This is a genomic window from Dactylosporangium sp. NPDC000555 (genome assembly GCF_040300025.1).
Classification (GTDB): Bacteria; Actinomycetota; Actinomycetes; order Mycobacteriales; family Micromonosporaceae; genus Dactylosporangium.
In genome coordinates this window covers 51693-75497 of the sequence record NZ_JBEPDB010000038.1, presented here as the reverse complement: position 1 = coordinate 75497, position 23805 = coordinate 51693, and the positions used below count along the sequence as shown (strand labels likewise).

The following is a 23805-nucleotide window of genomic DNA, read 5'->3' as shown; positions in this document are numbered from 1 at the left end:
GACGGCCACTACCTCAAACTCAAACTGACCCTCCAGGCCACCACCGAGGCCGCCGAAGCCCCCGACGGCAGCAAAGCCCTCGACATCGCCATCGAGCTCTTCAGCAACCGCAGCGAGGCCGAGCTGCTCACCGCCGAGGGGCGCGACAAGGCCAAGAAGGACCTCGTCGCGAAGGTCGTGGAGGCCTACACGAAGGACAAGAAGAAGGAGGTGATGGACGTCTACTTCACCACCTTCGTGATCCAGTGAGCGGGTTCCGAGGGAAACCTTCAGGTCCGTTTCGGCCGTTTTACGTCAAAGTGCCCCCAAAAAGACCGATGGTAAGAGAGTGACGCAGTCAACGTCGGCGACCGGAGGCGGCCGCACGCCCGGCAAGATGAGCCGGCGTGGCGGCAAGAGCTCCGGTCCCGAGCCGTATGACTTCCGGCGCCCGACCAAGCTCTCGCGGGAGCACGTCCGGACCCTGCAGATCGCCTACGAGACCTTCGCCCGCCAGTACTCCACGCTGCTGACCACGAGCCTGCGCGCCGTGTCACAGATCAGCCTGATCTCCATCGAACAGCTCACCTACGACGAGTACATCAGCAGCCTGTCGAGCCCGACGATCGTCGCGATGTTCGCCATCGAACCGCTAGCCGGCACCGCCATCCTGGAGTTCTCCCTGAGCACCGCCATGGTCTGCATCGACCACATGCTGGGCGGCCCCGGCGGCCCCCAGCCGCAGCGCCCGCTGAGCGACATCGAGACACCACTGCTGCACGGTCTCATCGACCGGACGCTCGGTGAGCTCCGCTACGCCTTCGAGGGGATCGTGGCGCTGCGCCCGGAGATGATGACGATCGAGTACAACCCCCAGTTCGCCCAGGCCGGCGCGACCTCCGACGCGGTCATCGTGTCGTCGTTCGAGATGCGGGTCGGCAGCGAGGAGTGCGTGGCCACGATCTGCCTGCCGTTCGGCGCGATCTTTCCGAAGCTGCAGGGCGAGCGCGGGGAGGGCGTGCTCACCGAGGCCCAGCGGGCCGCCCGGGAGGCCGCCTACCGCAACGTGGTCGCCGGGCTGGAGGGGGCGCCGATCGAGGTCTCCGTGCGCTTCCAGCCGGTCCGGATGCACCCCGCCGACCTGATCGGGCTGCGGCCCGGCGACGTGGTACCGCTGGCACACTCCACCTCGGCACCGCTCGCGGTCGCCACCGCGGACATCACGTTCGCCTACGCCGTGCCCGGCGCGCAGGGCAACCGCATGGCCTGCCTGGTGGTGCCGAGCCCCCAGCCGGGCCGGAACCCGACCCACGCGCCCGCCGGACAACTCGGCCAGAACAACCGTGCTGAGGAGACCAGCCGATGACCATCGCCACCAACGAGGCCCTGCTGGCCCGGGCCGAGGCGGCCGCGCGGGCCGCCGTGGCGTTGCTGCCCGCCAGCTCCCCGCTCTCCGTCGGTGCGCCCACGCAGAACGTCGAGGACCTCGCCCTCGCCGGCCAGGCGGTCCGGGCCCGCTTCGCCGGGGCCGCGCAGGGCGAGGTCGCCATCGTCGTCACGCAGGACCTCGTCGAGGCGCTGGCCAACTCGCCGATGGGCAGCCTCGACCTCAGCCAGGCCGTGCGGCCCGCCCTGGAGGCGGCCGCGGCCGTCCTGGGCCCGGTGGTGGTCGACCCCGGCGAGCTGCTCGAGCCGGCCGAGGCGCTGGAGAGGCTCGCCGCGGGCAACGGCGTGCTCGTGCCGCTCACGGCCGAGGAGCTCGGCATCCAGGCGGTGGTCGGGCTGTCGGTCGCCGCGGAGGTCGCCGGCGGCAACCCGAAGGAGGCCCGGCCGACGCCCAGCGAGCGCGGTCGCGGCGGGCCGCCCGCGTTCGACCTGCTGCACGACGTCGAGATGGAGGTCACCGCCGAGCTCGGCCGCACCCGGATGAGCGTGCGCGAGCTGCTGTCGCTGGCCCCGGGCGCGGTCATCGAGCTGGACCGGGCCGCCGGCGGCCCCGCCGACCTGCTCGTCAACGGCCGGCTCATCGCGCGCGGCGAGGTGGTCGTGATCGACGAGAACTTCGGCATCCGGATCACCGAGATCGTCGGCCCGAGCGACCGGGCCTAACGGCTGAAGAGACGAATGATGATCGAACTGGCATTGCGCGTATTGTGCTCACTCACCGTAGTGTTCGCAATACTCTGGGCGCTCGCGCGGCTGGTTCGACGCCCGCTCGGCGGCCGCGGTGGAGGAACGGTCACCGTGGTGGCACGCCAGCAGCTCAGCCGCGGCTCGTCGGTCGCGGTCGTCAAGGTCGCCGACCGGGCGCTCGTGCTCGGCGTCAGCGACGCCGGCGTGTCGCTGCTCGCCGACGCCGACGCCGCACTCTTCCCGGAGCCCGCGCCGCCGGAGTACCCGGGCCTCCGGCTGCTGCGAGGCGGGCCGAAATGAGCCGCTTCGTGCTGCTGGCCTTTGCGCTCGCGCTCCTGCTGGGGCCGCTGCTGGCCCCGGGGGTCGCCGAGGCGGTGCCGACCCCGAGGCCGCCGGCCGCGCCGAGCGCACCGGCGGTCGACGGCGCTCCGGACGGTACCGTCAACATCGACGTCAACGGCGTGGAACCCAGCCAGTCGATCACGATCCTGATCGCCCTGACGCTGCTGTCCGTGGCGCCGGCGCTGCTGCTCACGATGACTTCATTCACGAAGATCTTTGTAGTGCTCAGCATCACGCGCAACGCCCTGGGCCTCAGCAACGTGCCGCCCAACCAGGTGCTGGCCGGGCTGGCCCTGTTCATCAGCCTGTTCATCATGTCGCCGGTGCTGTCCGACGTGAACGACCAGGGCGTGCAGCCCTATCTCAAGGGCGAGAAGACGCAGGCGGTGGCGTTCGAGGATGGGTCGCAGCCGCTGCGGCGGTTCATGCTCAAGCAGACGCGCAAGGACGAGATCGCGCTGTTCACCAAGATCGCCGACCGCCCCGCGCCGAAGAACAAGGACGACGTGCCGCTGACCACGCTGATCCCCGCGTTCGTGCTCTCCGAGCTGCGCGCGGCGTTCATCATCGGCTTCGTCGTCTACATCCCGTTCCTGGTGATCGACATGGTGGTCTCGGCGGCGCTGATGTCGCTGGGCATGATGATGCTGCCGCCGGTCACGATCGCCCTGCCGTTCAAGCTCCTACTGTTCGTGCTGGTCAACGGGTGGGGGCTGATCCTCACCGCGCTGGTGGCCAGCTATCGCTGATCCGAGGTACCGAATCTTGACCGACACCAGAATCATCGAACTCAGCCTCCAGGCGATGACGATCGCCGCGAAGCTCGGCGCGCCGATCCTGCTCACCTCGCTCATCGTCGGCTTCGCCGTGTCACTGTTCCAGTCGGTGACCCAGATCCAGGAGAGCACGCTGTCGTTCGTACCGAAGGCCGCGGCCATCGGCACCGCGCTGTTGCTGGCCGGCAACTGGATGCTGCACGAGATGGTCGCGTACACCGAGCAGCTGTACGCGCGGATCCCCGACCTCATCAATGGCGCTTGAACTCTCGCTCAACACCGTCATCGCGGTGCTGCTGGCCTCGATCCGCGCGGCCGTGTGGCTGACGCTGTGCCCGCCGTTCAACAACCGCGGCACCCCGGCGACGGTGAAGGGACTCATGTCGATCGCCATCGCGCTGCCGCTGGCGCCGAAGCTGGCGCCGCAGGTGCCGCCCGAGATGTCCGCCGGGTATCTGGTGGCCAGCGCCGTCGAGCAGGCCGCCGTGGGCGCGGCGCTGGCGTTCCTGACCATGCTGATCTTCGCCGCCACCCAGATCGCGGGCGGCCTGATCGATCTGGTCGGTGGCTTCGCACTAGCGTTCGCGATGGACCCGTTCTCCCTGCAGGGCAACGCCGTCTTCGGCCGGTTCTACGGCCTCGTCACCATGGCCGTCATGTACGCCACGGACGCGCACCAGCTGATCCTGCGCGGCTTCACGCAGTCGTACCAGGCCATCCCCCTCGACGGCACGATGTCCCTGAACAACTTCACCCAGCTCGTCACGACCGGCGCCGGCCAGATGTTCCTGGCGGGCCTGCAGATCGCGGCCCCCATGATCGCGATCATGCTGGCCGTCGACGTGGCGCTTGGCCTGCTGAACCGGGCCGCACCAGCGCTGAACCCGTTCTCCTTCGGCTTCCCCGCCAAGGTCTTCCTGACCCTGACAGTCGTCGGCACGGCGATGATGCTGCTGCCCAACGCGATCGCCAACCTGACGACCCGTTCGCTGGGTCTCGTGCTGCGCCTACTCGGCGGCTGAGGCTCACGGGCCCGGGCCCAGCACGCCGGAGTGCAGCCCGGCGGCCGAGCCCTTCGACCTCAGCAGCATGATGAAGGCCAGGACCCGGGCGACCGCGCCGAACAGCTCCGCCGGGATCTCGTCGCCGACCTCGCAGGCCGCGTAGAGGGCGCGGGCCAGGGCGACGTCCTGCACCAGCGGCACCCGGTGCTCGGTGGCGACCTCGCGGATCTTCGCCGCCACCTGGCCCGCGCCCTTGGCCACGACGCGCGGCGCGCCCTTCGCCGGCTCGTACCGCAGCGCCACCGCCACATGCGTCGGGTTGACCACGACCACGTCGGCCTGCGGCACGTCCGCCATCATGCGACCGCGCGCCATCGCGTGCTGCCGTGCCCTGATCTGGCCCTTGACGTGCGGGTCGCCCTCGGACTTCCGCTGCTCCTCCTTGACCTCCTCCTTGGACATCCGCAGCTGCTTGTTGACGCGGCGCTTGGCCACGGCGTAGTCGGCGACGGCGAGCACCAGGCCGGTCACCGCGGCGATCCGCACGACGTGCAGCACGGTGCTCGCCACCATGCCGACGACCGTCTGCAGCGGTACCGTCGTCGCGGAGAGCAGCGCGGGCACGAGGTCGCGCATCGTGTTGTAGACGACGAGTCCCAGCACCAGGACCTTGAACAGCGACTTCACCGACTCCCACAAGGCCGGGCCGCCGAAGGTCTTCTTCAGGCCCTTGAACGGGTTGAGGCGCTTGAAGTCCGGCTTGAACAGCTTCGCGGCCGGGCGCAGGCCGCCCTGGGCGGCGCCGGCCAGGATCGCGAACACGAACAGCCCGACGGTGAGCGGCGCGGCGATGACCGCCATGTCCTTGACCGCGCTCCTCACCAGCTGGAGCGCCTTCTCCGGCTCCGGGTCGGTGAACGTCTGCGTGCCGCGCAAGAACAGCGCCTGGGTGCGGTTCATGATCTCGCGCGCCATCGCGGGGAGGAACAGGCTGGCCAGCAGCACGCCACCCCAGGCGCCGAGGTCGGGCGTGCGGGCCCGGGTGCCTTCCCGGCGGGCCCGCCGCTTGCGCTGCTCGGTGGGCTGCTCGGTCTTCTCCCCGGCCATCCCCGCTCGGTCCCCGCTCCGTCCTGCCCGCGCTACGCCGCGCTGGTCCCGAGCGCACCCTCGATGGTCTTCATCGACCAGCCCACGGCGGCGAGGTACGCCTTGGCCAGCTCGCCGGAGGAGACCGGCGAGGCGGCGAGCGCCTGGTCGTCGGCGAGCTCGTAGGCACGCACGACCGCCAGCACCTGGCCGAGCCGGCCGTGGCCGTCGACGAGCGCCTCGACCACCTCGACGGTCAGCGGCAGCCGCGCGGCGATCTCGGCGACGGGCTCGGAGATCAGCTCGGCGACGCCCGCCAGCAGCCCGACCGTGAACGCCGCCTCGCCGGACAGCCCGAGCCGCTCGGCGACGGTCTGGCACAGCCGGGCCCGCGCCATCGTGCTGGACAGCTGCTCCTCGCTCGCGGACTCGGCCACGTCGCTGACGAGCATGAGCGCGGCCCACTGGCGGATCCTCGCCGAGCCGAGCAGCACCACCGCGTCGCGGACCGAGGCGACCATGCGGGGCAGGCCGGCCGCGGCGGAGTTCGTCGCGCGCAGCACGCGGTACGACAGGGCCGGGTCGCTCTGCACGATCGAGGCGACCACGGCGAGGTCGGCGTCCTCTGCGGTCACCGCGCCCAGCAGCTCCAGGCGGCGCAGTCTGGACGGGGAGAGCGCGATCGCGCTGAGCACCTGCGGGCGGCCGACCGCGTATCCCTGCAGCAGGTCGAAGCCGAACCGCTTGGCGAGCAGAATGTGCTCCTCGGTCTCCAGGCGCTCGGCGACCAGCTTGACGCCGGGATACCGCCGGCACTGCTCGACGATGACCGCCAGCTCCTCGGGCTCGCGGATGAGCAGGTCCAGCTTCACGTAGGCGGCGAGGCCGAGCAGCCGCTCGTGACCGAGGCCGAAGACGAAGTCGTCGAGGGCGATCTCGTACCCCTGCTCGACGAGCCGGGTCGTGCCCGACAGTACCGCGTGGTCGATCTCGACGGTCTCGAGGATCTCGAGGACCGCGTGATCGGGGTCGAACGGCAGCGGCAGGTCGCCGACGAGGAACTCGCGGGTCAGGTTGATGAAGCACCGGCGACCGCCGACGAGCTGCTCCAGCCCGAACTCGGTGAACGCGTTGACGATGACCTGGCTCGTGGCGTACGAGCTGCGCCGCGTCGCCTCGCGGTCCTCGGCCGCGCCACGGAAGAGCAGCTCGTAGCCCACGACGTGGTTGCCCCAGTCGTAGATGGGCTGGCGGCCGATGTGCACGAGCTGGGTGGAGTCGGTGCGGGAGGGGGCTGTCGCGGGCTGCACGCAACAAGGATCGGCACCCCGCGGTGCAACCCAAGGAAAACCCTCATAACTACCCGTTCGGCACCGATCAGTGAGAAGCAGCAGTACATCGGGAAGGAACAGCACGCGGTGCCGAAGCGCCTTTCGCAGTACGCCGTGCCGATCGGCATCGTGCTGATCATCCTCATGATGGTCGTGCCACTGCCCTCGCTCGTCCTCGACGTGCTCATCGCCGCCAACATCACCCTGGCGCTGATCATCGTGCTGGTCAGCATGTACGTGAAGCGGCCGCTGGAGTTCTCCTCGTTCCCGTCGCTGCTGCTCATCGCGACGCTGTTCCGGCTGGCGCTGAACATCAGCGCGACCCGGCTGGTGCTCACCGACGGCTTCGCCGGCAACGTCATCGACGCGTTCGGTCACTTCGTCGTCGGCGGCTCGCTCATCGTCGGTCTCGTCATCTTCCTGATCCTGTTCATCGTCCAGTTCATCGTCGTCACCAAGGGCGCGGAGCGGGTCGCCGAGGTCGGCGCCCGGTTCACGCTCGACGCGATGCCCGGCAAGCAGATGGCGATCGACGCCGACCTCAACGCCGGCCTGATCGACGAGGCGACCGCGCGGAAACGGCGGAGCGAGATCACGGCCGAGGCGAACTTCTACGGCGCGATGGACGGTGCGTCGAAGTTCGTCAAGGGCGACGCGATCGCCGCCATCATCATCACGCTGATCAACCTCATCGGCGGCTTCGCCATCGGCATGCTGCAGCGCGGGATGTCGCCGCAGGACTCGATCTCGACGTACTCGCTGCTGTCCGTCGGCGACGGCCTCGTGTCGCAGATCCCGGCCCTGCTGCTGTCGGTGGCGACCGGCCTCATCGTCACCCGCTCGGCCAACGACGGCGACATGGGCACGACGGTGAGCCGCCAGCTCAGCCAGAACCGCCGCGCGCTGCAGATCGGCGGCGGCGCGGCGCTGGCCCTGTGCCTCGTGCCCGGCCTGCCGAAGCTGCCGTTCCTGCTCACCGGCGGCGCGGCGCTGCTCGCCGCCATCCGCCTGCCGAAGCAGGGCGAGCCGTCAGACGAGGAGCAGACCGCCGCCGAGGCCGAACCGCCGCCGCCGGACCCCACGGAGGTGCTGCTCGGCGAGATGCGGGTCGACCCGCTGGAGCTCGCGCTCGCCCCGGACCTCGTCGACCTCGTCGACGCGAGCGGCGGCGACCTGCTCGAGCGCGTCCGCGCGCTGCGCCGCAAGGTCGCCCTGGAACTGGGCATCGTGATGCCGCCGGTGCGCACGCGCGACGACCTGGAGCTGCCGCTGTCGACGTATGTGGTGCGCATCAGCGGCGTCGAGGTCGGCCGCGGCCAGGCGCCGCCCGGCACCGTGCTGGCCATCGGCGACGGGCTGGACTTCCTGCCCGGCCGGGCCGGCGTCGAGCCGGTCTTCGGCCTGGCCGGCAAGTGGGTGCCGGCCGAGCTGCGCCACCAGGCCGACCTCACCGGCGCGACGGTCGTGGACCGCGCGTCGGTCATCATCACGCACCTGGCGGAGATCGTGCGGGTGCACGCCAGCCGGCTGCTGGGCCGCGAGGACGTCCGCGCGCTCACCGAGGTCGTCAAGCGCTCGCACCCGGTCGTCGTCGAGGAGCTCACCCCGGCGGCGCTCAGCCTCGGCCAGGTGCAGCAGGTGCTGCAGGCGATGCTCGACGAGGGCGTGCCCATCCGCGACCTGGTGCGCATCTTCGAGGCGATGTCGCTGCAGGCCAAGCAGTCGACCGACCCGGACTCGCTGCTGGAGGCGGCGCGCGCGTCGCTCGGCCCGGCGATCGCCAACCGCTACTCGCACGACGGCGCGCTCACCGCCATCACCCTGGAACCGCGGCTGGAGCAGCAGTTGCTGGAGTCGATGCGCCCGACCGACAGCGGGCTGCAACTGCTCATCGACACCGGCCGCGCCGAGTCGATCCTCGCCGACCTCACGCGCCTCATCGAGCAGGGCGAGGAGCACGGCGTCAGCCCGGTTCTCGTGTGCTCGCCGCAGCTGCGTACCGCGCTGCGCCGGCTGGTGCAGATCGCGCTTCCGCGTTTGCCGGTTTTGTCGTACTCGGAGATCGCCGGGAGTACGCTGCGAATTGAGACTATTGGGGTGGTGAACGGTGCCTACCCGGTTGCTGCTTGAGGGTCGTGACCTCGAGGAACTACTCGCGCAGGTGCGCGACGAACACGGGCCCGACGTTGTCGTCATCTCGGCCGAAAAGGTCCGCTCCGGCGGCGTCGGCGGCCTCTTCGGCACCCAGAAATACGAGCTGACGATCGAGGTCCCGGACGGCTCGAAGGGCCCGGAATCCGTTTCCGGTGGCACTGGAACCGACGCTGGAATTGATGCTGGAATTACTGAACCATCCGTCGCCCGCGGCGACCAAGCCGACACGCCGAAGCGCTCCGTCAGCATCGAGGATCTGGCCGCGATGGCCGACGCCGCGGAGCGCCGCGGCGAGAACCCGACGGCCGCGTCCGCATTCGCGGAACTGCTCGCGGAGGCGCAGCAGAGTCCGGCCGCGGAGGCGCAGCAGAGTCCAGCCACTACGGCGCAGCAGAGTCCGTCCACGGCGGCGCGGCAGAGCCCGGCCGCTCCGGCGCAGGAACGCCCGGCGACCGCCGCGGACGCGCTCGAGCGCCTGCTCGCCGGCGAGGCCCCGCCGTCGGTGCGCCCCTTTCGCCCCGGCGCGGACCGGCCCGTGGTCTCCGCTGCCCAGGCCGGCGCGCTCAATGCGGCGGCGGCCGCCGCGGCCCGCGCCAGGGCTGCGGCACCGGCCGAGGCCCCGGGTCTGACACCGGCCTGGACGCCGGCCAAGCCGCCGACCGTCGGACCCCGAGTCCCGCCCGCGCCGCCTCCGTCCGATGTGGACCCGGCGCCGGCCAGGACCGGCGGGGCGCGGCCGACCGGGCCGCCCCATCCGCCGCCACCCGGACCGATCCGTTTCGAGCCGGACCAGTACCGGCCCTCCGATTCCCGGCAGGAGTCTCCAATGCCTGTTGAAGCGACCGCCACGGTGGAGAAGCCGCGCACCCCTCCCGCGAGCGAGCGACTCGCCGGAGCCTACGCGCAGCTCGCCTCGCCGTCCTCCGGCGCGGCCGCCGAGTCCACCGTGGCCATGGCCGAGAAGGCCGAGCGCAGCGACCGAGCCGACCGGCCGGCGGCCGCGGCCGGGCTGTCGCGCAAGCTGCAGTCCTTCGGCGTACCGGCGGACATCGCCGTCCGCGCGACCAACGGCGACACCTACGGCGCCATCGTCGAGGCGTTCGCCGCCCTGCCGGTCGCCGAGCCGGCGCCGGACGCGCCGGGCGAGACGCTCGTCGTGGTGGGCGAGTCGACCCACGCGATGGACGTCGCGCGGTTCGTCGCCCAGGCGCAGCGGCTCGACGGCGACCACATCCTGTTCGCCGGGCGCAACGCGGCCGCCGCGGGCGTCGAGGGCAGGCGGCGCATCACCGGCCCGCACGACGCCCGCCTGTGGGCCAAGAAGCTACGCAAGTCCGACGCGCCGAGCGTGGTCGCGGTCGAGGCGGCGCTGGACGAGTCCGACTGGGCGGCGGCCATCGTCGAGGCGGTGCGCCCGGTCGCGGTCTGGGTCGTCGTCGACGCCAGCCGCAAGACGCCGGACGTCGCGCACCACCTGCAGGGCCTGCGCCGTGTGAACGCGATCTGCCTGCGCGGCACCGGCTCCAGCGGCGACCCGGCCAGCCCGTTGTCGCTCGGCGTGCCGGTGGCGTTGCTGGACGGGCGGCCGTCGACGCCGTACCAGTGGGCCGCGATGCTCTGCGAGCGGCTGAGCCTGGTGGGCGGCTGACGTGCTGGGCATGGCGCGGTTCTCGACGCTGTTCCTGGCGTTGGTGATCGCGTCGCCCGCGCTCTACGCCGGCTTCGTCACGCACCGGCTCGACGCCCAGACGGCGCTGCTGCGGCTGCTCATCGCGGTGCCCGTGGCCGCGGTCATGCTGAGCCTGTTCCGCATGATCACGCTGGGGTACGGCCGGTCGGACGACGAGCCGGACAAGGACACCGCGGCCTCGAACGGCGGGCCGGCGCAGGCCGGCGGCGATCCGCTGCGCGCGGAGGCGGTGGCCGGCGAGCCGTTCCCGCAGCGCCGCGCGGAGGACCGCCCGCCGCCGCAGTAGGGCCCGGCGGGGTCGGATGTCGTTGGCGGACCACGGCGCGGATGGCAGGCTCGTGGGTATGGATGCCGACGGCGACCGGTTCGACGTCGTGGTGATCGGGGCCGGCCCGGCCGGTGCCGCCGCCGCGCTCGCCGCGCGGCGAGCCGGGGCCGGCGTGCTGCTGCTGGACCGGGCCGCGTTCCCCCGCGACAAACCGTGCGGGGACGGGATCGCGCCGCACGCGCTCGACGTGGCGGCCGAGCTCGGCGTCACGGGGCTGGCCGACGGATACGCCCCGGTGCCCGCCCTGCGGCTCGTCGGGCCCGGCGGGGGCGCGGTCGCGCGGCCGCACGCGCGGGCGGCGTACACCATCCCCCGGACGGTCTTCGACCGGCGGCTCGTGGACGCGGCGGTGCGCGCGGGCGCGGTGCTGCGCCGGCACACCGTGCGCCGGGTCGAGGACCGGGGCGATTACGCGGTGCTGGACGGCGAGATCCGCGCGGGGGCGGTCGTCGGGGCGGACGGCGCGTACTCGCTGGTCCGTAAGGCCCTCGGGCACGCCCCGAACGGGCCCGGGCACCTGGCGCTCGCGATCCGCGGGTACGCGCCCGCGCCCGGCCTCCCGCCCGAGCAGCGGATCGTGACCACGGCGGCGGGCTGGCCCGCCTACGCGTGGGCGTTCCCGATCGGCGACGGGCGGGCGAACGTCGGCTACGGCGAGGTGCTCCGTGGCCGCGCGCTCACCCGGGCACACCTGCTGGACCGGCTGGCGGCCCTCCTGCCCGACGTGGACACCGCCGCCGCCACCGAGCTGCGCGCCCACCACCTGCCGCTGTCCACCCACCGGCCACCGCCCGCGCGGGGGCGCCTGCTGCTGGCCGGTGACGCGCTGTCGCTGATCAACCCGTTCACCGGCGAGGGGATCTTCTACGCGGTGCTGTCGGGCGCGCTGGCCGGTGCGGCCGCCGCGCACGGGGACTCGCCCGCCGGCCGCTACCGCGCGGCGCTGCGCGACCGGCTGGGGCGGCACCTGCGCCACTCGCGCGTGGCCGCCGCGCTGAGCTCGCGGCGCTGGATCGTCGACGCGGCCGTGCGCGCCGCGGATCGCCACCAGCGCGTCTTCGACGACCTCATCGAGCTCGGCCTGGGCGACGGCCGCCTGACCGCCCGTACGCTCGGCTCGATCACGCTGGCCACCGCGGGCGCGAGCCGACGGACCTGACAGCAGGCACAGGCCGGATCAGTCCGACGCGTCAGCGTCCGGAGTCATCCGGAACCGGCGGGTTCAGGTTCTCGGTCATCGTGGCCAGCGTGCGGACCGTCGAGACGTAGTCGTCGTCGGAGAGGCCGGACACGGCGCGCCGGCGGATCCCGGCCACCTCGGCCGCGATCTCCTCGCGCGCCGAGGACCCGGCCGCGGTCAGGGTGCCGTCCGGCTCGAGCCAGCCGCGCGCCGCCAGGTCACCCGCCACCGCCGCGTACGGGCGCTCCCCCGCGACCCAGAACGGGTCCTGCGGGCCGAGGCCATTGAGGACCTGCCAGTCTCGCCGCTCGACGCCGTGGGCGCTCAGGGCCGCGGCGAAGGCCTGCTCCAGCCGGCGGTCCAGCTCGCGCAGCCAGTACCCGATGGGACGCTCCTCGGGGCGCATGGCACACTCCAATACATGCCGAAGGAATGTAGATAACAAAGATTATGCATAACGAAGACGAGAACGCCAAGGCGCTCGCCGCCATCGAGGCGGGAATGGTCGCCATCCGGCGGCGACAGACCCGGCGCGCGCTCGCTCGCGGCTTCGCCGAGGTCGACCCCGCCCTGTTCGACGTCGTGGACGCCGTGGAGGCGGGCGAGCAGCTGCGGCGTCCGATGACCGTGACCGACGTCGCCGCCGCGCTCGACGTCGCGCAGCCGCGGGCCAGCAAGCTCGTCGCGGCGGCCGTCGAAGCGGGGCTGATCCGGCGGGAGGCCGACCAGCGGGACGGCCGGCGCGCGCTGCTGGCACGCACCGTGGCCGGCCGGGAACTCTGCGAGCGCGTCCACCGCTCCCGTCGGGGGCGGTTCGCGCGGGCCACCGAGCACTGGACGGCGGCCGAGCGGGCCACGTTCGCCCAGCTCCTGACCAGGTTCGTCGAAGGGCTCACGGAACCGGGACCAGGACGGCACTGAGCGTCGATTCTTCCGGAGCCCGCGGTGCAGTACTCTTCGCCGGGGGTGATTCGGTGGCGGGCGCCGGCAGCCGGGACGATGCCGTCATCGATCCTGCCCTCTCACACCTCGCCCGCCAGTGGATCTCCGCCGTGCGGCAGACCAGCTACCTCGACCTGAGCGCCGAGGCCCTGCAGCGCTTCTTCGAGCAGCAGACCGCCGCGCTGCGCACGGGAGACCCGGTGGCCGGCGACGCCGTCGGGGCCGCCCTGGTCGCCGCCGGGCTCAACAGCCCCGAGGCGCTGCGGCGCTCGATCGGCGTGCTGTTCGAGCTGCCGTCCGCCGACGGCGAGCTGATCGGCGCGTTCGCGGCCGGGTTCACCCGGGCGAGCCGGCAGAAGGTCCTCGACGACCAGGAGCGCATCCGCCGCGCGTGGACGCGGGCGCTCAGCGACGCCGAGGACAGCCTGCAGCAGGAGCTGCACCACCAGGCGCACCACGACCCGCTGACCGGCCTGCCCAACCGGGTGCTGCTCTACGGCCACCTCGCCGAGGCGCTGCGCGAGGCCGGGGACGGCACCCGCATCGGGGTGTGCTTCGTCGACCTCGACGAGTTCAAGACCATCAACGACACGCTCGGGCACGGCTTCGGCGACCAGCTGCTCGTCGCCCTGGCCGATCGGCTGCGGTCGTGCGTGATCGACGTCGGGCACTTCGTGGCGCGGGTCGGCGGCGACGAGTTCGTGGTCGTCGTGCGCGACACCAAGGGCCCCGACGAGCTGACCGAGCTGGCCGAGGCGATGCTCGCCGAGCTCAACAAGCCGGTCCACCTCGACGGGCACGAGCTCGCGGTGTCGGCCAGCATCGGCATCGTCGAGCAGGCCGCCCGCGGCGCCGGGCCGGAGGAGCTGCTGCGCGCCGCCGACGCCACGCTCTACCTCGCCAAGGCCGACGGGCGGGCCCGCTACGCGCTCTTCGACGAGCAGCGCAACGCCCAGCAGCTGCTGCAGTACGGCCTCACGGGAAGGCTCTCAGGCGCCCTGGACCGTGGCGAGTTCGAGCTGGTGTACCAGCCGCTCGTGGCCCTCTCGGACAACCGCCTGCGCGGCGCGGAGGCGCTGCTGCGCTGGCGGCACCCGGAGCTCGGCACGGTGTCGCCCAACACGTTCATCCCGGTCGCCGAGCAGTCCGGCATGATCCTGCCGCTGGGCCGGTGGGTGCTGCGCGAGTCGTGCATGGCGGCCGCCGCGTGGCAGCGCAGCCACCCCGGCACCCCGCTGCTGATCAGCGTCAACGTCTCGCCCCGCCAGTGCAACGACCCTCGGCTGCTCGACGACGTGCGGCACGCGCTGGCCGACTCCGGGCTGGAGCCGGGCAACCTGCAGCTGGAGCTGACCGAGACGGTGCTCATGCAGTCGACCGGGCGGCCGGTGCAGACCCTGCGCACCATCGCCGACCTCGGCGTGCGCATCGTCATCGACGACTTCGGCATCGGCTACTCCAACCTGGCCTACCTGCGCCACCTGCCGGTGCACGGGCTGAAGCTCGCGGGCGCGTTCATGGCCGGCATCCGCAAGCTGGAGAGCGATCACGTCGACGAGCAGATCGTCGAGACCGTCATCCGGCTGGCGCACACGCTGCAGATGACCGTCACCGCCGAGGGGATCGAGACCGCCGACCAGGCCGTCCGGCTCGCCGCCCTTGGCTGCGACCTCGGCCAGGGCTGGCACTTCGGGCGGCCGGTGGCGCCTGCGCGGATCCCCGCCATGCGCTACCCCGCCGAGGCCTGATCCAGCGGGCTGCCGGAACGCCCCGGCTCGATGACGAACGGCACCGTGCCCTGTCGGCGATCGGCCGACTGCCGGTCCGACCGGAACCACGGGTGCCGATCAGGGTGTGGTTCACCACATGATCGATGATGATCTTGACGTGATGGTCGCCCGCTCCATGGAGCAGCTCCGCGAAGGCGCCCGGCGCGCCAAGCCGGGCATCGACGTCGCGGCAGCCCGTGGCGTCGTGACGTCGTCCCGCCTATGGGCCGGGTGGGACGGACTCAGCCACAGAGAGTTGACTACGGGCCTGGTCAGATGGCCGAGGCGACCGATGAGTCCGTGAAAGTCGCCGATGCCATCGCCGCCGGAGTCCCGAAACGTCCCGGCTCCCGGGCAATAGATGACACTCTCGGTGTACCATCGCTCGCCAATGCGGTCCGAACAACCGGATCAGGCTCCGCTCAAACGTGCGCTTGCGTGTGTGCGGCCCGGACCGCGAGGATGGCTCCCGGGGGGCTGATGGTCGACTTCGCTGGCGCGCTACGGGACGCAATCCAGGCACGTGGTCTGGGGTTGGAACGTATCCAGGAGCGGTTGCGCGCCGAGGGTTATTCGGTGAGTCTCGCCACGCTGAGTTATTGGCAGACCGGGCGCAGCCGGCCGGAGCGGCGCGAGTCGCTGGCGGCCCTGGCCGAGCTCGAGAAGATTCTCGAGGTCGAGCCCGGCTCGCTCGCGGCGCTGGTCGGGCCGCCACGGCCCCGGGGCCGGCACCTGCACAAGAGCACGGACAACCCCGAGCTGGGCGCCTTCTGGTCGGAGCGCGACCTCATCGTCGACCTGGCCCAGGGCATCGACACCCGGTGGGACGAGCGGCTGACCCGCCTGAGCCAGCACGACCGCGTCAACGTCGGCGCCGACCGGGGCGAGGTGTCGTTTCTCGTACGCCAGGTGCTGCGCGCGGAGGCCGACGGGCCGGACCGCTGGGTGGCGATCATCCGCCTCGACGTGCCGGGCAACCCGCTGCCGCTGCTCACACCGGTGCGCAACTGCCGGCTGGGGCGGATCGTGGAACACCCGGAGAGCGGCCTGTTGCTGGCCGAGTTGCTGTTCGACCGGCCGCTCGCCAAGGGCGAGACGGTGATCACCGAACACGCGCTGCACAATTATCCGCCGTTTCCACTGGCGAAACAGTACGAGCGCAAGTTCCGGCTTCCGGTGCGCGAATACGTCGTCGAGGTCTGTTTCGACCCCGCCGCCTTACCGCGGGCCGTCTATCAGTACCAGCAGATGGACGGCCGGGATGAACAGGTCACGTCAATGGAGGTCGACGTGGGCCACTCGGTCCACGCGATCGCTCTCGACTATGGCCCCGGCCGCTATGGACTTCGGTGGGACTGGGAGTAGTTCGCGCTGCTCACAACACCTTGGACAGGGTCGATCGCAACACCTTGGACGGTAGGGAAGAACAACGGGGCGCCGGTGTGGCCAGCGCCCCGTCTCTGTTCCCGGAAAAACCCGGCGTCACCATCGGAACGGCTGGGATGTCGCCGCGACGGTCAGGGTGGAACGCATGTGCCGCCTCCACAAGGAAGTCATTTTCCTTGGGAATGAACTTATTGGCCGACGCGCGCCATCTCAAGCTTGTGGATCGCCTTAACAGTTAACGCTCGCGAGCCCGCCGGCCTTAACAGTTAAGAGTAGAAAAAGCCGGGCGGCCGCACCCGCCAACTTGTGCGACCGCCCGGCGTCTCAGAACCCCCGTGAAAGTAGCGCCTACGCCAGCAGAATCCAGGCGGAGGCGTCGGGCGGGAGCGTGCCGTCCTCGTTGAGCGGGATGCTGCTCAGCAGCACCTCGCGATGTGGCGGTAGGACGGCCGGCTCGGTGCCCAGGTTGGTCACATTGGCGAACGAGTCGTCGCGGGCGAAGGCGAGCACCTGCGGGTCGGAGTCGAGCCAGCGCATCGGCCCGTCGCCCAGCGCCGGCTCGGCCCGCCGGATGCTCAGTGCGTCGCGGTACAGCTGCAGGAACGAGCCCGGCACGCCCTGCTGGGCGGCGACGGACAGCCCGGCCCAATGCGCCGGCTGCGGCAGCCACGGCTCGCCCGTGGCCTCGGCCGGGCTGAAGCCGAACGGCGCCCGCGACCCCGACCAGGGCAGCGGCACGCGGCAGCCGTCCCGGCCGGGGTCGACACCCCCGGAGCGATGGAACATGGGGTCCTCGCGCAGCGTGTCGTCGAGGTCCTCGACCTCCTCCAGGCCGAGTTCCTCGCCCTGGTACAGGTAGTAGGCGCCGGGCAGCGACATGGTCAGCAGCGCGGCGGCGCGCGCCCGGCGGGTGCCGAGCTCCAGGTCCGACGGCACGTCGCGGCGCTTGTCGGCGAAGGCGAAGTTCGTCACCTCGCGGCCGAAGCGGGTCACCTCGCGGGTCACGTCGTGGTTGCTGAGCACCCAGGTGGCCGGCGCGGCGACCGGCGCGTGCACCTCGAGCGTCATGTCGATCTCGTACCGCAGCCGCTCGGCCTCCCACGGCGCGCCCAGGAAGGCGAAGTTGAACGCCGTGTGCAGCTCGTTGGGTTGCAGGTAGCGCGCGAACGCCTCATGGTCGGGCAACCACACCTCGCCGATCAGCGCGCGCGGCGGGCTGTAGGTGTCCGCGATGCGCCGCCACGACTGATAGACCTCGTGGATGCCGTCGTTGTCCTCGTACGTGTCGCTGACGAGCGGGTCCTTGATGAGCACGGCGGCGGAGTCGATCCGGATGCCGTCGATGCCCCGGTCCAGCCAGAACCGCAGGATGTCCTCGAACTCCTCGCGCACGGCCGGGTGGTCCCAGTTGAAGTCCGGCTGCTCCGGCGCGAACAGGTGCAAATACCACTCGCCGTCGGCGACCCGGGTCCAGGCCGCCCCGCCGAAGATGGACTGCAGGTCGGTCGGCGGCAGCTCGCCGTGCTCACCGCGGCCCTTGCGAAACCAGAACAGGTCCCGCTCAGGCGAGCCGGGCGGCGCGGCGAGCGCCCGCTGAAACCAGGCGTGCTGGTCGGAGCAGTGGTTCGGCACGATGTCGCAGATCACCCGGATGCCGGCGGCGTGGGCCTCCTCGATGAGCTTCTCGGCCTCGGCGAGGGTGCCGAAGATCGGGTCGATGGCCCGGAAGTCGGCGACGTCGTAGCCGCCGTCGGCGAGCGGCGACGGGTACCACGGCACGATCCAGATGGCGTCGACGCCGAGACCGGCCAGGTACGGCAGGCGCGAACGCAGGCCAGCCAGGTCGCCGACGCCGTCGCCGTTACCGTCGGCGAAGCTCCGCAAGTACACCTGGTAGATAGCGGCGCTACGCCACCATGCTTGGTGGTTCTGGTCGGCCACGTGGAACCTGCTTTCTCGCACTTTGAATTCCGACACACGACAGGTGGATCCTCGGGGGCGCCGCACGACAGCACCCCGGTTGCTGTGCGCCGCCGTCACCCCTTGAGGCTGCCCGCGCTCCGACCGGACAGCATCTGCCGCTGGAGAATCAGCAAGAGTGCGATCATCGGCACACACGCGATCGCCGGGCCTGCCATGAACTGGATGGGCTGGACGAGCGAGCTCTGCGCATGCCGAGTGAGCACGGCCGAGAGCTTCTGGTTGTCCGGCGCGGGCAGCACCGGCAGCGGCCAGCGGAAGTCCTTCCACAGTGTGCCTTACTGATCGGCTTCCGTCTCATCGCGTCAGGGTCTCGGCCTGGCATAGGCAAGAGATTAGGCTCACGCCGCACAAAAAGTCCATGGCTGGTTGCAAAATTTTAATGACGGCTGACAGTGGCTTGCAAGAGCGCGCTCCCAAGGCCAGCAACTTGCATGGAATCGGCCGATATCATAGCGGCCGGACCGGCGAACCCCGGACGGCACCGAAAGCCGGCGCACCACTACCCGACGGCCGGCGGCAAGCGGATTGCGCGCGAGCCGCAAAGAAGCGCCACGACTTCTGCGCGAAGTCGCGGCGCTCTGGGCTGTCGCCCCGGTTTCGGGAATTTATGCGGCGGTGGTCGCCCGGGCCTCCTGCAGCGCGCCGGTGGAGCCGCGCACGACCAGTTCGGGCTCGAACAGCATCTCCTCCGTCGGCACCAGCGTGCCGGCGACCTGACTGACCAGTAGCGTCACCGCCGCCTGGCCCATCGACTGGATGGGCTGGCGGACGGTGGTCAGCGGCGGGTCGGTGCAGTTCATGAACAGCGAGTCGTCGAAGCCGACCACGGACACGTCGTCGGGGACCTCGCGGCCGAGCCGGCGGGCCGCCCGGATCGCGCCGAGGGCCTGGACGTCGGAGGCGCAGATGATGCCGGTGACGCCGTGCTTGATCAGCCGCGTGGCGCCCGCGCGCCCGCCCTCCATCGAGAAGATGACGCGCTCGACGTCGGCCTCGCTGACCGTGCTCGACAGCGCGGCGGCGGCCTTGAACGCGGCCAGCTTGCGGTTGGACGGCGCGTGGTCGGCGGGGCCGAGGATCAGCCCGATCCGCTTGTGCCCCAGTGAGCTCAGATGGTTGAACGCCTGGTCCACGGCGTGCCCGTCGTCGACCGACACGCGGGGGAAACCGAGGTCGTCGATGGCGGCGTTGACCAGCACCGCGGGCAGCCCGCGTTCGTGCAGCCGGTGGTAGTGCTCGTGCTCCGCCGCGCCCTGGTGATACAGGCCGCCGCAGAAGATGATGCCGGAGACGTGCTGGTCCAGCAGCATATCGACGTAGTCGGCCTCGGAGACGCCGTCCGCGGTCCGGGTGCACAGCACCGGGGTGAAGCCGCGCTTGGACAGCGCCCCGGCGACCACTTCGGCGAAGGCCGGGAAGATCGGGTTTTGCAGTTCCGGCAGCACGAGGCCGACGAGTCGGGCCCGCTCGCCGCGAAGCTTGGTTGGCCGCTCGTAGCCGAGCACGTCGAGCGCAGTGAGCACCGCGGTGCGGGTGGCGTCGGAGATGCCGGGCTTGCCGTTGAGCACCCGACTCACGGTCGCCTCGCTCACGCCGGCGTACTTCGCCACCTCAGCGAGTCGTCGAGTCATGTCCGCAAGCGTAGTGCATGACTACGCAATTTTTTGCACGGTGTAGCCCACGCAACCGTGCGGACCTGGATCTTACCGGGGTGGTGCCCGAAAAATTCGGCATTTTTCGGGCACCACATCAGCCGGCAAGCGCGATCGAGATCTTGCCGCTGCCGTACCCGGACACATCCACCTTGAGGTCGAGCCGCCGCCCCAGCGCGAGCAGGTAGTTCACCGCGTCGGCCGGCGGCCCGCCGCCGCCGGGCAGAAAGGTCTGGTGCAGCTTGACCCGCGGCGCACCCTCCCGGTTGATCAGCCCCGCGAGGATGTTGCACACCTCGATGGCGTTCTCGCCGATCATCTTCGAGATCTCGTTGTCCTCGACGCATGCCTCCGCGCCGCCCGGCGGAATCAACCCGATCGCCGCGCCGGCATAGGCGGTGAGCTTGAAGTCCATCCCGATCACGGCCATGAGCTGGAGTCGTTCGTCGGTGTAGAGGGCGACCAGGGTGCGCGGGATGTCGGCGGCTTTGAGCGGGTCGGCCGGACTCACCGTGACCGGCCGGCCGAGCAGGTCGTCAAAGAGGTCCTTGACGGCCTTGGGAACGGGCAGAACATGCGACATAACTCATATCATCCCAAAATTTGGGTCAGTCATCCGAGGATCGGGTCGAGCGCGTCCTTGAACGTGTCGGCCGTGAACGGCTTGGTGACCAGGAACAGCGCGCCGGCGTCCTCGGCCGCCTGCCGCATCTCCGGGGTGCCCTCGGACGTCACGAACCCGAACGGGACCTGGTTGCCGTTGGCGCGCAGCATGCGCAGCACCTCGACCCCGCTCATGTGGGGCATGTTCCAGTCCGACAGGACCAGGTCCGGCCTCTCGGCGAGCGCCTTGTCGAAGGCCTCCTGCCCGTCGCAGGCCTCGACGAGGTCGTGCCCCTCGTAGCCGGCCTGGCGGAGGGTCCGGGTCACGATCTGTCGCATCACCCGGCTGTCGTCGGCGATCAGGATCTTCATACGGGTGCTCCAGCGAGATCGGCGGTGCTTTCCAGGACGGTGACGGTGACCGACTCGGCCAGCCACGTCCCGTCGAGGTGGCACACCTCGGTGACGGACGGGTAGCGGCCGTTGGAGCCGTCGACGTGCACGTGCGGCAGCGAGAGAGCGCAGGGCTCCGGCAGCAGGCTCTTGACGTTGCCGCCGATGATGTTGGCCAGCTCGCCGAGGGCGTCGGCGACGTCCTCCTCGACGACCTCCTCGAAGTCGATGCTCAGCAGGGCGGCCGCGACGTTCTTCGCGGCCTGCTCCGAGCAGCTCACCAGCACGTGGCCGCGCCACGCGCCGGTGACCGAGACCGACGCCGTGACGTCGGCGACGGGTTTGTCGTGCGGGTGCGGGATCAGCGGGCTCGCACCGTCGAGGTCGAGATACGAGGACCAGACCTGATCGGCGATGACCTTCAGGTCGTCTTCTGTCGGATTGGTCATGCCGCGACTCCGTTCGAGACGAGGCCGAGCAGCGCCAGCTTGTCGATGATGGCGTCCGGAGTGAAGGGCTTTATCACGTACTCGTGCGCCCCCGAGGCCAAGGCCCGGACGATCTGGCTCTGCTCGCTCTCCGTCGTGACCATCATGAGCGTCATCCCGCGCAGCCGCGGCTCCGCGCGGACCGCCGTGACGAACTCCAGCCCGTTCATCTCGGGCATGTTCCAGTCGACGAGCGCCAGGCCCGGGATCTCGCCACCGCCCTCCAAGACGTTGGCCTCGAGATAGTCCATCGCCTGTCGGCCGTCTCCCGCCTCGACGACGTCGAATCCCAGCTGTGCCACGATCCGCTTGAGAATCAGGCGCATCGCCCGCGAATCGTCGATCACCATGGTGAGCATCTGGCTTCACCCCTTTCCTACAGCGCTCACAGGGGTCGCGGCCCTTGCGGACGCGCGGAGCTTGTACGCGGACGTCCGGCCGGCGACTACCCGTTCATACCTGTCATCGATGCCGATCGTCGTCTCGGCGGAGCCGAGAAACAGCCAGCCATCCGGGCGCAGGGTCCCGGCGACGCGCTGCAGCACGGTCCGCTTGGTCTGTACATCGAAGTAGATCAGCACGTTGCGGATGAACACGATGTCGAACGGCCCCATCGGCGGGAACGGCGCCGCCAGGTTGAGCCGGCGGAACGACACGTTCGCGCGCAGCGTCGGCGTGACCTTCCAGTGCGCGCCGTTGCGCTCAAAGTGCTTGACCAGCAGCGGCGCCGGCAGCCCCCGGTTCACCTCGAGCTGGGTGTACTGCCCGGCCTCGGCGCGGGTCAGCATCTCGGTGGAGATGTCCGTCCCGAGGATGTCGAACGTCCAGCCCGCCGGCAGGCTGTCCTGCAGCACCATGGCCAGCGTGTACGGCTCCTGGCCGCTCGAGCTCGCCGCGGACCAGATCTTGATCGTCCGGGTCGCCGCCCGCCGGGCCAGCAGGTCCGGCAGCACGGTGTCCACGAGCTGCTTGAACGGCTCGCCGTCGCGGAAGAACGACGTCTCGTTCGTCGTCAGCGCATCCACGATCTTCGCGTGCATCTCCGGCTCCGGGCGCTGCTGCGCGCGGTTGACGAACTCCGAGACCGTCGGCAGGCCGGACTGGCGCGCCAGGGGCAACAGGCGAGCCTCGACCAGGTACTCCTTGCCCGCCTCCAGCACGATGGCCGCGTCGCGCCGGACGAGGCCGCTGATGAAGGCGAACTCCTGCGCGGTCAGGGTCACCGGGTCACCTCCATGGACTTCGCGCCGCGGCCACCGGCGGTACGGCTGATGAGATGGTTCGCGATCTCGCCGAGCGGCAGCACGGCATGCGCGAGACCCGCCTGCGTCACGGCGCCCGGCATGCCCCAGACGACCGACGTCGCCTCGTCCTGCGCCACGATCTCGGCGCCGGCCGCGCGCAGCTGCTCCGCGCCGCGCTTGCCGTCCTGGCCCATGCCGGTCAGGACGATCGCCAGCGTGGCGCGGCCGTACACGCGCGCCACCGAGCGGAAGAGCACGTCCACGGCGGGCCGGCAGAAGTTCTCCGGCGGGCCGGCGTTGAGCTTGGTCGCCACCTCGGTGCCGCGCCGGTACAACTCCATGTGGAAGTCCCCGGGGGCGATGTAGACGTTTCCCGGCCTGACGACCATGTCGCCGGTCGCCTCCATCACGGTGAGGGCGGCGATGCGGTCGAGCCGGTCCGCGAACATCTTCGTGAACACGGGCGGCATGTGCTGCACCACGACCACGGGCACCGGCAGGCTTGCCGGCAGCGCGCGGACCACGGCGGTGAGCGCGTCCGGCCCGCCCGTCGAGCAGCCGATCGCCACGATCTCGATCCCGCCCGTGCGCGGCGCGGCCCGCACCGGCGCGGCGGCCGGGCCGCCCGGCGGGGCGTTCGGCGGCCGGACCTTGGCCGGATCGAAGCCCGGCAGCGCCGAGCCGCCCGGCCGGGACAGCGGCGTCGCCGGCGCGTGGTTGCCGGGCAGCGGGCGCCCGGGGAGCGCACCGGGGCGTGGCGGGGCGGCCGAGGCGCCGCGGCCCGGGCCCCGGGAGCCGCCGCACAGCGCGCGGATGCGCGGGATGATCTGCTCGCGGACGCTGCGGATGCTCTCCGCGACGCTGCCGACGTTGGCCGGTTTGGTCACGTAGTCGCTGGCGCCGGCGGAGAGCGCGTCGAGCGTGGCTGTCGCGCCCGCCGCGGTGAGCGTGCTGAACATGATGACCGGGAGCCGGGCGTACCGGGCGCGGATCGCCCGCATGGTCTGCAGCCCGTCCATGATCGGCATCTCGATGTCGAGCGTGACCAGGTCGGGGTGCAACTGCTCGATCTTGGTGAGGGCGACCTTGCCGTTGGGGGCGGTGCCCACCACGCGGATCTCCGGGTCGTCGCCGAGCGCATCGGTGATCAGACGCCGGACGACGACCGAGTCGTCCACGACCAGAACCGAGATCACGCGCCTTGCCTCCAGCACCGGGGGGCCGCGGCAACTGCCAGGCCCGTCACGTTCCAGCGGGCTAATCGGCGCCGGATCCGGCGTGGATGAGGGAATTCCGCGAAGAAGCCGCCCTGCCGGAGCATTCCGGACAGCGGCCCGGCGGA

26 protein-coding genes are annotated in these 23805 nt (G+C 71.1%); 14 read left to right on the top strand and 12 right to left on the bottom strand.

Annotated features, from left to right (window positions below):
• From ABT297_RS22920 to ABT297_RS22890, 7 genes are all read left to right on the top strand, one after another.
• A partial coding sequence (locus tag ABT297_RS22920; RefSeq protein ID WP_350552961.1) for a flagellar basal body-associated FliL family protein occupies window positions 1-249 on the top strand: 249 nt, incomplete at its 5' end.
• A gap of 79 nt (window positions 250-328) precedes the next feature.
• A complete protein-coding gene (locus ABT297_RS22915) occupies window positions 329-1345 on the top strand; it encodes a flagellar motor switch protein FliM (RefSeq protein ID WP_350552959.1) in 1017 nt (338 codons plus the stop codon).
• A complete protein-coding gene (gene fliN / locus ABT297_RS22910; protein ID WP_350552957.1) occupies window positions 1342-2088 on the top strand; it encodes a flagellar motor switch protein FliN in 747 nt (248 codons plus the stop codon). Before ABT297_RS22915 ends, fliN begins: the two co-directional genes overlap by 4 nt.
• A 60-nt stretch (window positions 2089-2148) precedes the next feature.
• Complete coding sequence (locus tag ABT297_RS22905) at window positions 2149-2412, top strand: flagellar biosynthetic protein FliO (RefSeq protein ID WP_350552955.1); 264 nt, start codon at window positions 2149-2151, stop codon at window positions 2410-2412.
• Window positions 2409-3203, top strand: coding sequence for a flagellar type III secretion system pore protein FliP (gene fliP / locus ABT297_RS22900; RefSeq protein ID WP_350552953.1), 795 nt, complete (start codon window positions 2409-2411; stop codon window positions 3201-3203). The genes ABT297_RS22905 and fliP overlap by 4 nt, the downstream gene beginning before the upstream one ends.
• A gap of 16 nt (window positions 3204-3219) precedes the next feature.
• Window positions 3220-3495: a flagellar biosynthesis protein FliQ gene (gene fliQ, locus ABT297_RS22895; RefSeq protein ID WP_350552951.1), complete on the top strand. Its 276-nt coding sequence runs from the start codon at window positions 3220-3222 to the stop codon at window positions 3493-3495.
• A complete protein-coding gene (locus ABT297_RS22890; protein WP_350552949.1) occupies window positions 3485-4252 on the top strand; it encodes a flagellar biosynthetic protein FliR in 768 nt (255 codons plus the stop codon). The genes fliQ and ABT297_RS22890 overlap by 11 nt, the downstream gene beginning before the upstream one ends.
• Window positions 4253-4255: 3 nt before the next feature.
• Here ABT297_RS22890 and ABT297_RS22885 read toward each other — a convergent pair whose 3' ends face one another.
• Both ABT297_RS22885 and ABT297_RS22880 read right to left on the bottom strand, forming a co-directional pair.
• A complete protein-coding gene (locus tag ABT297_RS22885; RefSeq protein ID WP_350552947.1) occupies window positions 4256-5341 on the bottom strand; it encodes an EscU/YscU/HrcU family type III secretion system export apparatus switch protein in 1086 nt (361 codons plus the stop codon).
• A gap of 32 nt (window positions 5342-5373) precedes the next feature.
• Window positions 5374-6630, bottom strand: coding sequence for an EAL and HDOD domain-containing protein (locus tag ABT297_RS22880; RefSeq protein ID WP_350552945.1), 1257 nt, complete (start codon window positions 6628-6630; stop codon window positions 5374-5376).
• A gap of 108 nt (window positions 6631-6738) precedes the next feature.
• On the opposite strand from ABT297_RS22880, the gene flhA reads away from it, so the two are divergent.
• Genes flhA through ABT297_RS22860 form a run of 4 tightly spaced genes read left to right on the top strand, consistent with a single transcriptional unit; the run spans window position 6739 to window position 11982 of the window.
• Window positions 6739-8781 (top strand): flagellar biosynthesis protein FlhA, encoded by a 2043-nt coding sequence (gene flhA, locus ABT297_RS22875; protein ID WP_350552943.1) that lies wholly within the window; start codon window positions 6739-6741, stop codon window positions 8779-8781.
• Window positions 8759-10453, top strand: a complete 1695-nt coding sequence (locus tag ABT297_RS22870; RefSeq protein WP_350552941.1) for a hypothetical protein — start codon at window positions 8759-8761, stop codon at window positions 10451-10453. Before flhA ends, ABT297_RS22870 begins: the two co-directional genes overlap by 23 nt.
• A 10-nt stretch (window positions 10454-10463) precedes the next feature.
• Window positions 10464-10781 carry a hypothetical protein gene (locus ABT297_RS22865; RefSeq protein ID WP_350552939.1) on the top strand — a complete coding sequence of 106 codons (318 nt, stop codon included), beginning with the start codon at window positions 10464-10466 and terminating at the stop codon, window positions 10779-10781.
• A 58-nt stretch (window positions 10782-10839) separates the two neighbouring features.
• A complete protein-coding gene (locus ABT297_RS22860) occupies window positions 10840-11982 on the top strand; it encodes a geranylgeranyl reductase family protein (protein WP_350552937.1) in 1143 nt (380 codons plus the stop codon).
• 31 nt (window positions 11983-12013) lie between these two features.
• On the opposite strand, the gene ABT297_RS22855 is transcribed toward ABT297_RS22860, so the two are convergent.
• Entirely contained in the window at window positions 12014-12409 is a 396-nt protein-coding gene (locus ABT297_RS22855; RefSeq protein ID WP_350552935.1) for a helix-turn-helix domain-containing protein, read from the bottom strand.
• A 44-nt stretch (window positions 12410-12453) separates the two neighbouring features.
• Here ABT297_RS22855 and ABT297_RS22850 point away from each other — a divergent pair, with 44 nt between their 5' ends.
• The 3 genes from ABT297_RS22850 to ABT297_RS22840 all read left to right on the top strand — a co-directional run bounded on the left by ABT297_RS22850 (window position 12454) and on the right by ABT297_RS22840 (window position 16079).
• Entirely contained in the window at window positions 12454-12924 is a 471-nt protein-coding gene (locus tag ABT297_RS22850) for a MarR family winged helix-turn-helix transcriptional regulator (RefSeq protein WP_350552933.1), read from the top strand.
• A 53-nt stretch (window positions 12925-12977) separates the two neighbouring features.
• Window positions 12978-14693: a putative bifunctional diguanylate cyclase/phosphodiesterase gene (locus ABT297_RS22845; RefSeq protein WP_350552931.1), complete on the top strand. Its 1716-nt coding sequence runs from the start codon at window positions 12978-12980 to the stop codon at window positions 14691-14693.
• Window positions 14694-15290: 597 nt separating this feature from the next.
• Window positions 15291-16079 (top strand): hypothetical protein, encoded by a 789-nt coding sequence (locus tag ABT297_RS22840; RefSeq protein WP_350552929.1) that lies wholly within the window; start codon window positions 15291-15293, stop codon window positions 16077-16079.
• A 369-nt stretch (window positions 16080-16448) separates the two neighbouring features.
• Here ABT297_RS22840 and ABT297_RS22835 read toward each other — a convergent pair whose 3' ends face one another.
• The 9 genes from ABT297_RS22835 to ABT297_RS22795 form a co-directional block, all read right to left on the bottom strand.
• On the bottom strand, window positions 16449-18041 hold the full coding sequence (locus ABT297_RS22835) for a glycoside hydrolase family 13 protein (protein ID WP_350552927.1): 1593 nt from the start codon (window positions 18039-18041) through the stop codon (window positions 16449-16451).
• Between the two features lie 95 nt (window positions 18042-18136).
• Window positions 18137-18322: an ABC transporter permease family protein gene (locus tag ABT297_RS22830; protein ID WP_350552925.1), complete on the bottom strand. Its 186-nt coding sequence runs from the start codon at window positions 18320-18322 to the stop codon at window positions 18137-18139.
• 366 nt (window positions 18323-18688) lie between these two features.
• Window positions 18689-19714, bottom strand: a complete 1026-nt coding sequence (locus ABT297_RS22825; protein ID WP_350552923.1) for a LacI family DNA-binding transcriptional regulator — start codon at window positions 19712-19714, stop codon at window positions 18689-18691.
• A gap of 118 nt (window positions 19715-19832) precedes the next feature.
• Window positions 19833-20318: a hypothetical protein gene (locus ABT297_RS22820; RefSeq protein ID WP_350552921.1), complete on the bottom strand. Its 486-nt coding sequence runs from the start codon at window positions 20316-20318 to the stop codon at window positions 19833-19835.
• A 29-nt stretch (window positions 20319-20347) separates the two neighbouring features.
• Window positions 20348-20710 (bottom strand): response regulator, encoded by a 363-nt coding sequence (locus ABT297_RS22815; protein WP_350552919.1) that lies wholly within the window; start codon window positions 20708-20710, stop codon window positions 20348-20350.
• Window positions 20707-21180 carry a chemotaxis protein CheX gene (locus ABT297_RS22810; protein ID WP_350552917.1) on the bottom strand — a complete coding sequence of 158 codons (474 nt, stop codon included), beginning with the start codon at window positions 21178-21180 and terminating at the stop codon, window positions 20707-20709. Before ABT297_RS22810 ends, ABT297_RS22815 begins: the two co-directional genes overlap by 4 nt.
• Entirely contained in the window at window positions 21177-21578 is a 402-nt protein-coding gene (locus ABT297_RS22805) for a response regulator (RefSeq protein ID WP_350552915.1), read from the bottom strand. Before ABT297_RS22805 ends, ABT297_RS22810 begins: the two co-directional genes overlap by 4 nt.
• Window positions 21579-21584: 6 nt before the next feature.
• A complete protein-coding gene (locus ABT297_RS22800) occupies window positions 21585-22442 on the bottom strand; it encodes a CheR family methyltransferase (RefSeq protein WP_350552913.1) in 858 nt (285 codons plus the stop codon).
• A complete protein-coding gene (locus ABT297_RS22795) occupies window positions 22439-23659 on the bottom strand; it encodes a protein-glutamate methylesterase/protein-glutamine glutaminase (RefSeq protein ID WP_350552911.1) in 1221 nt (406 codons plus the stop codon). Before ABT297_RS22795 ends, ABT297_RS22800 begins: the two co-directional genes overlap by 4 nt.
• Window positions 23660-23805: the final 146 nt, after the last annotated feature.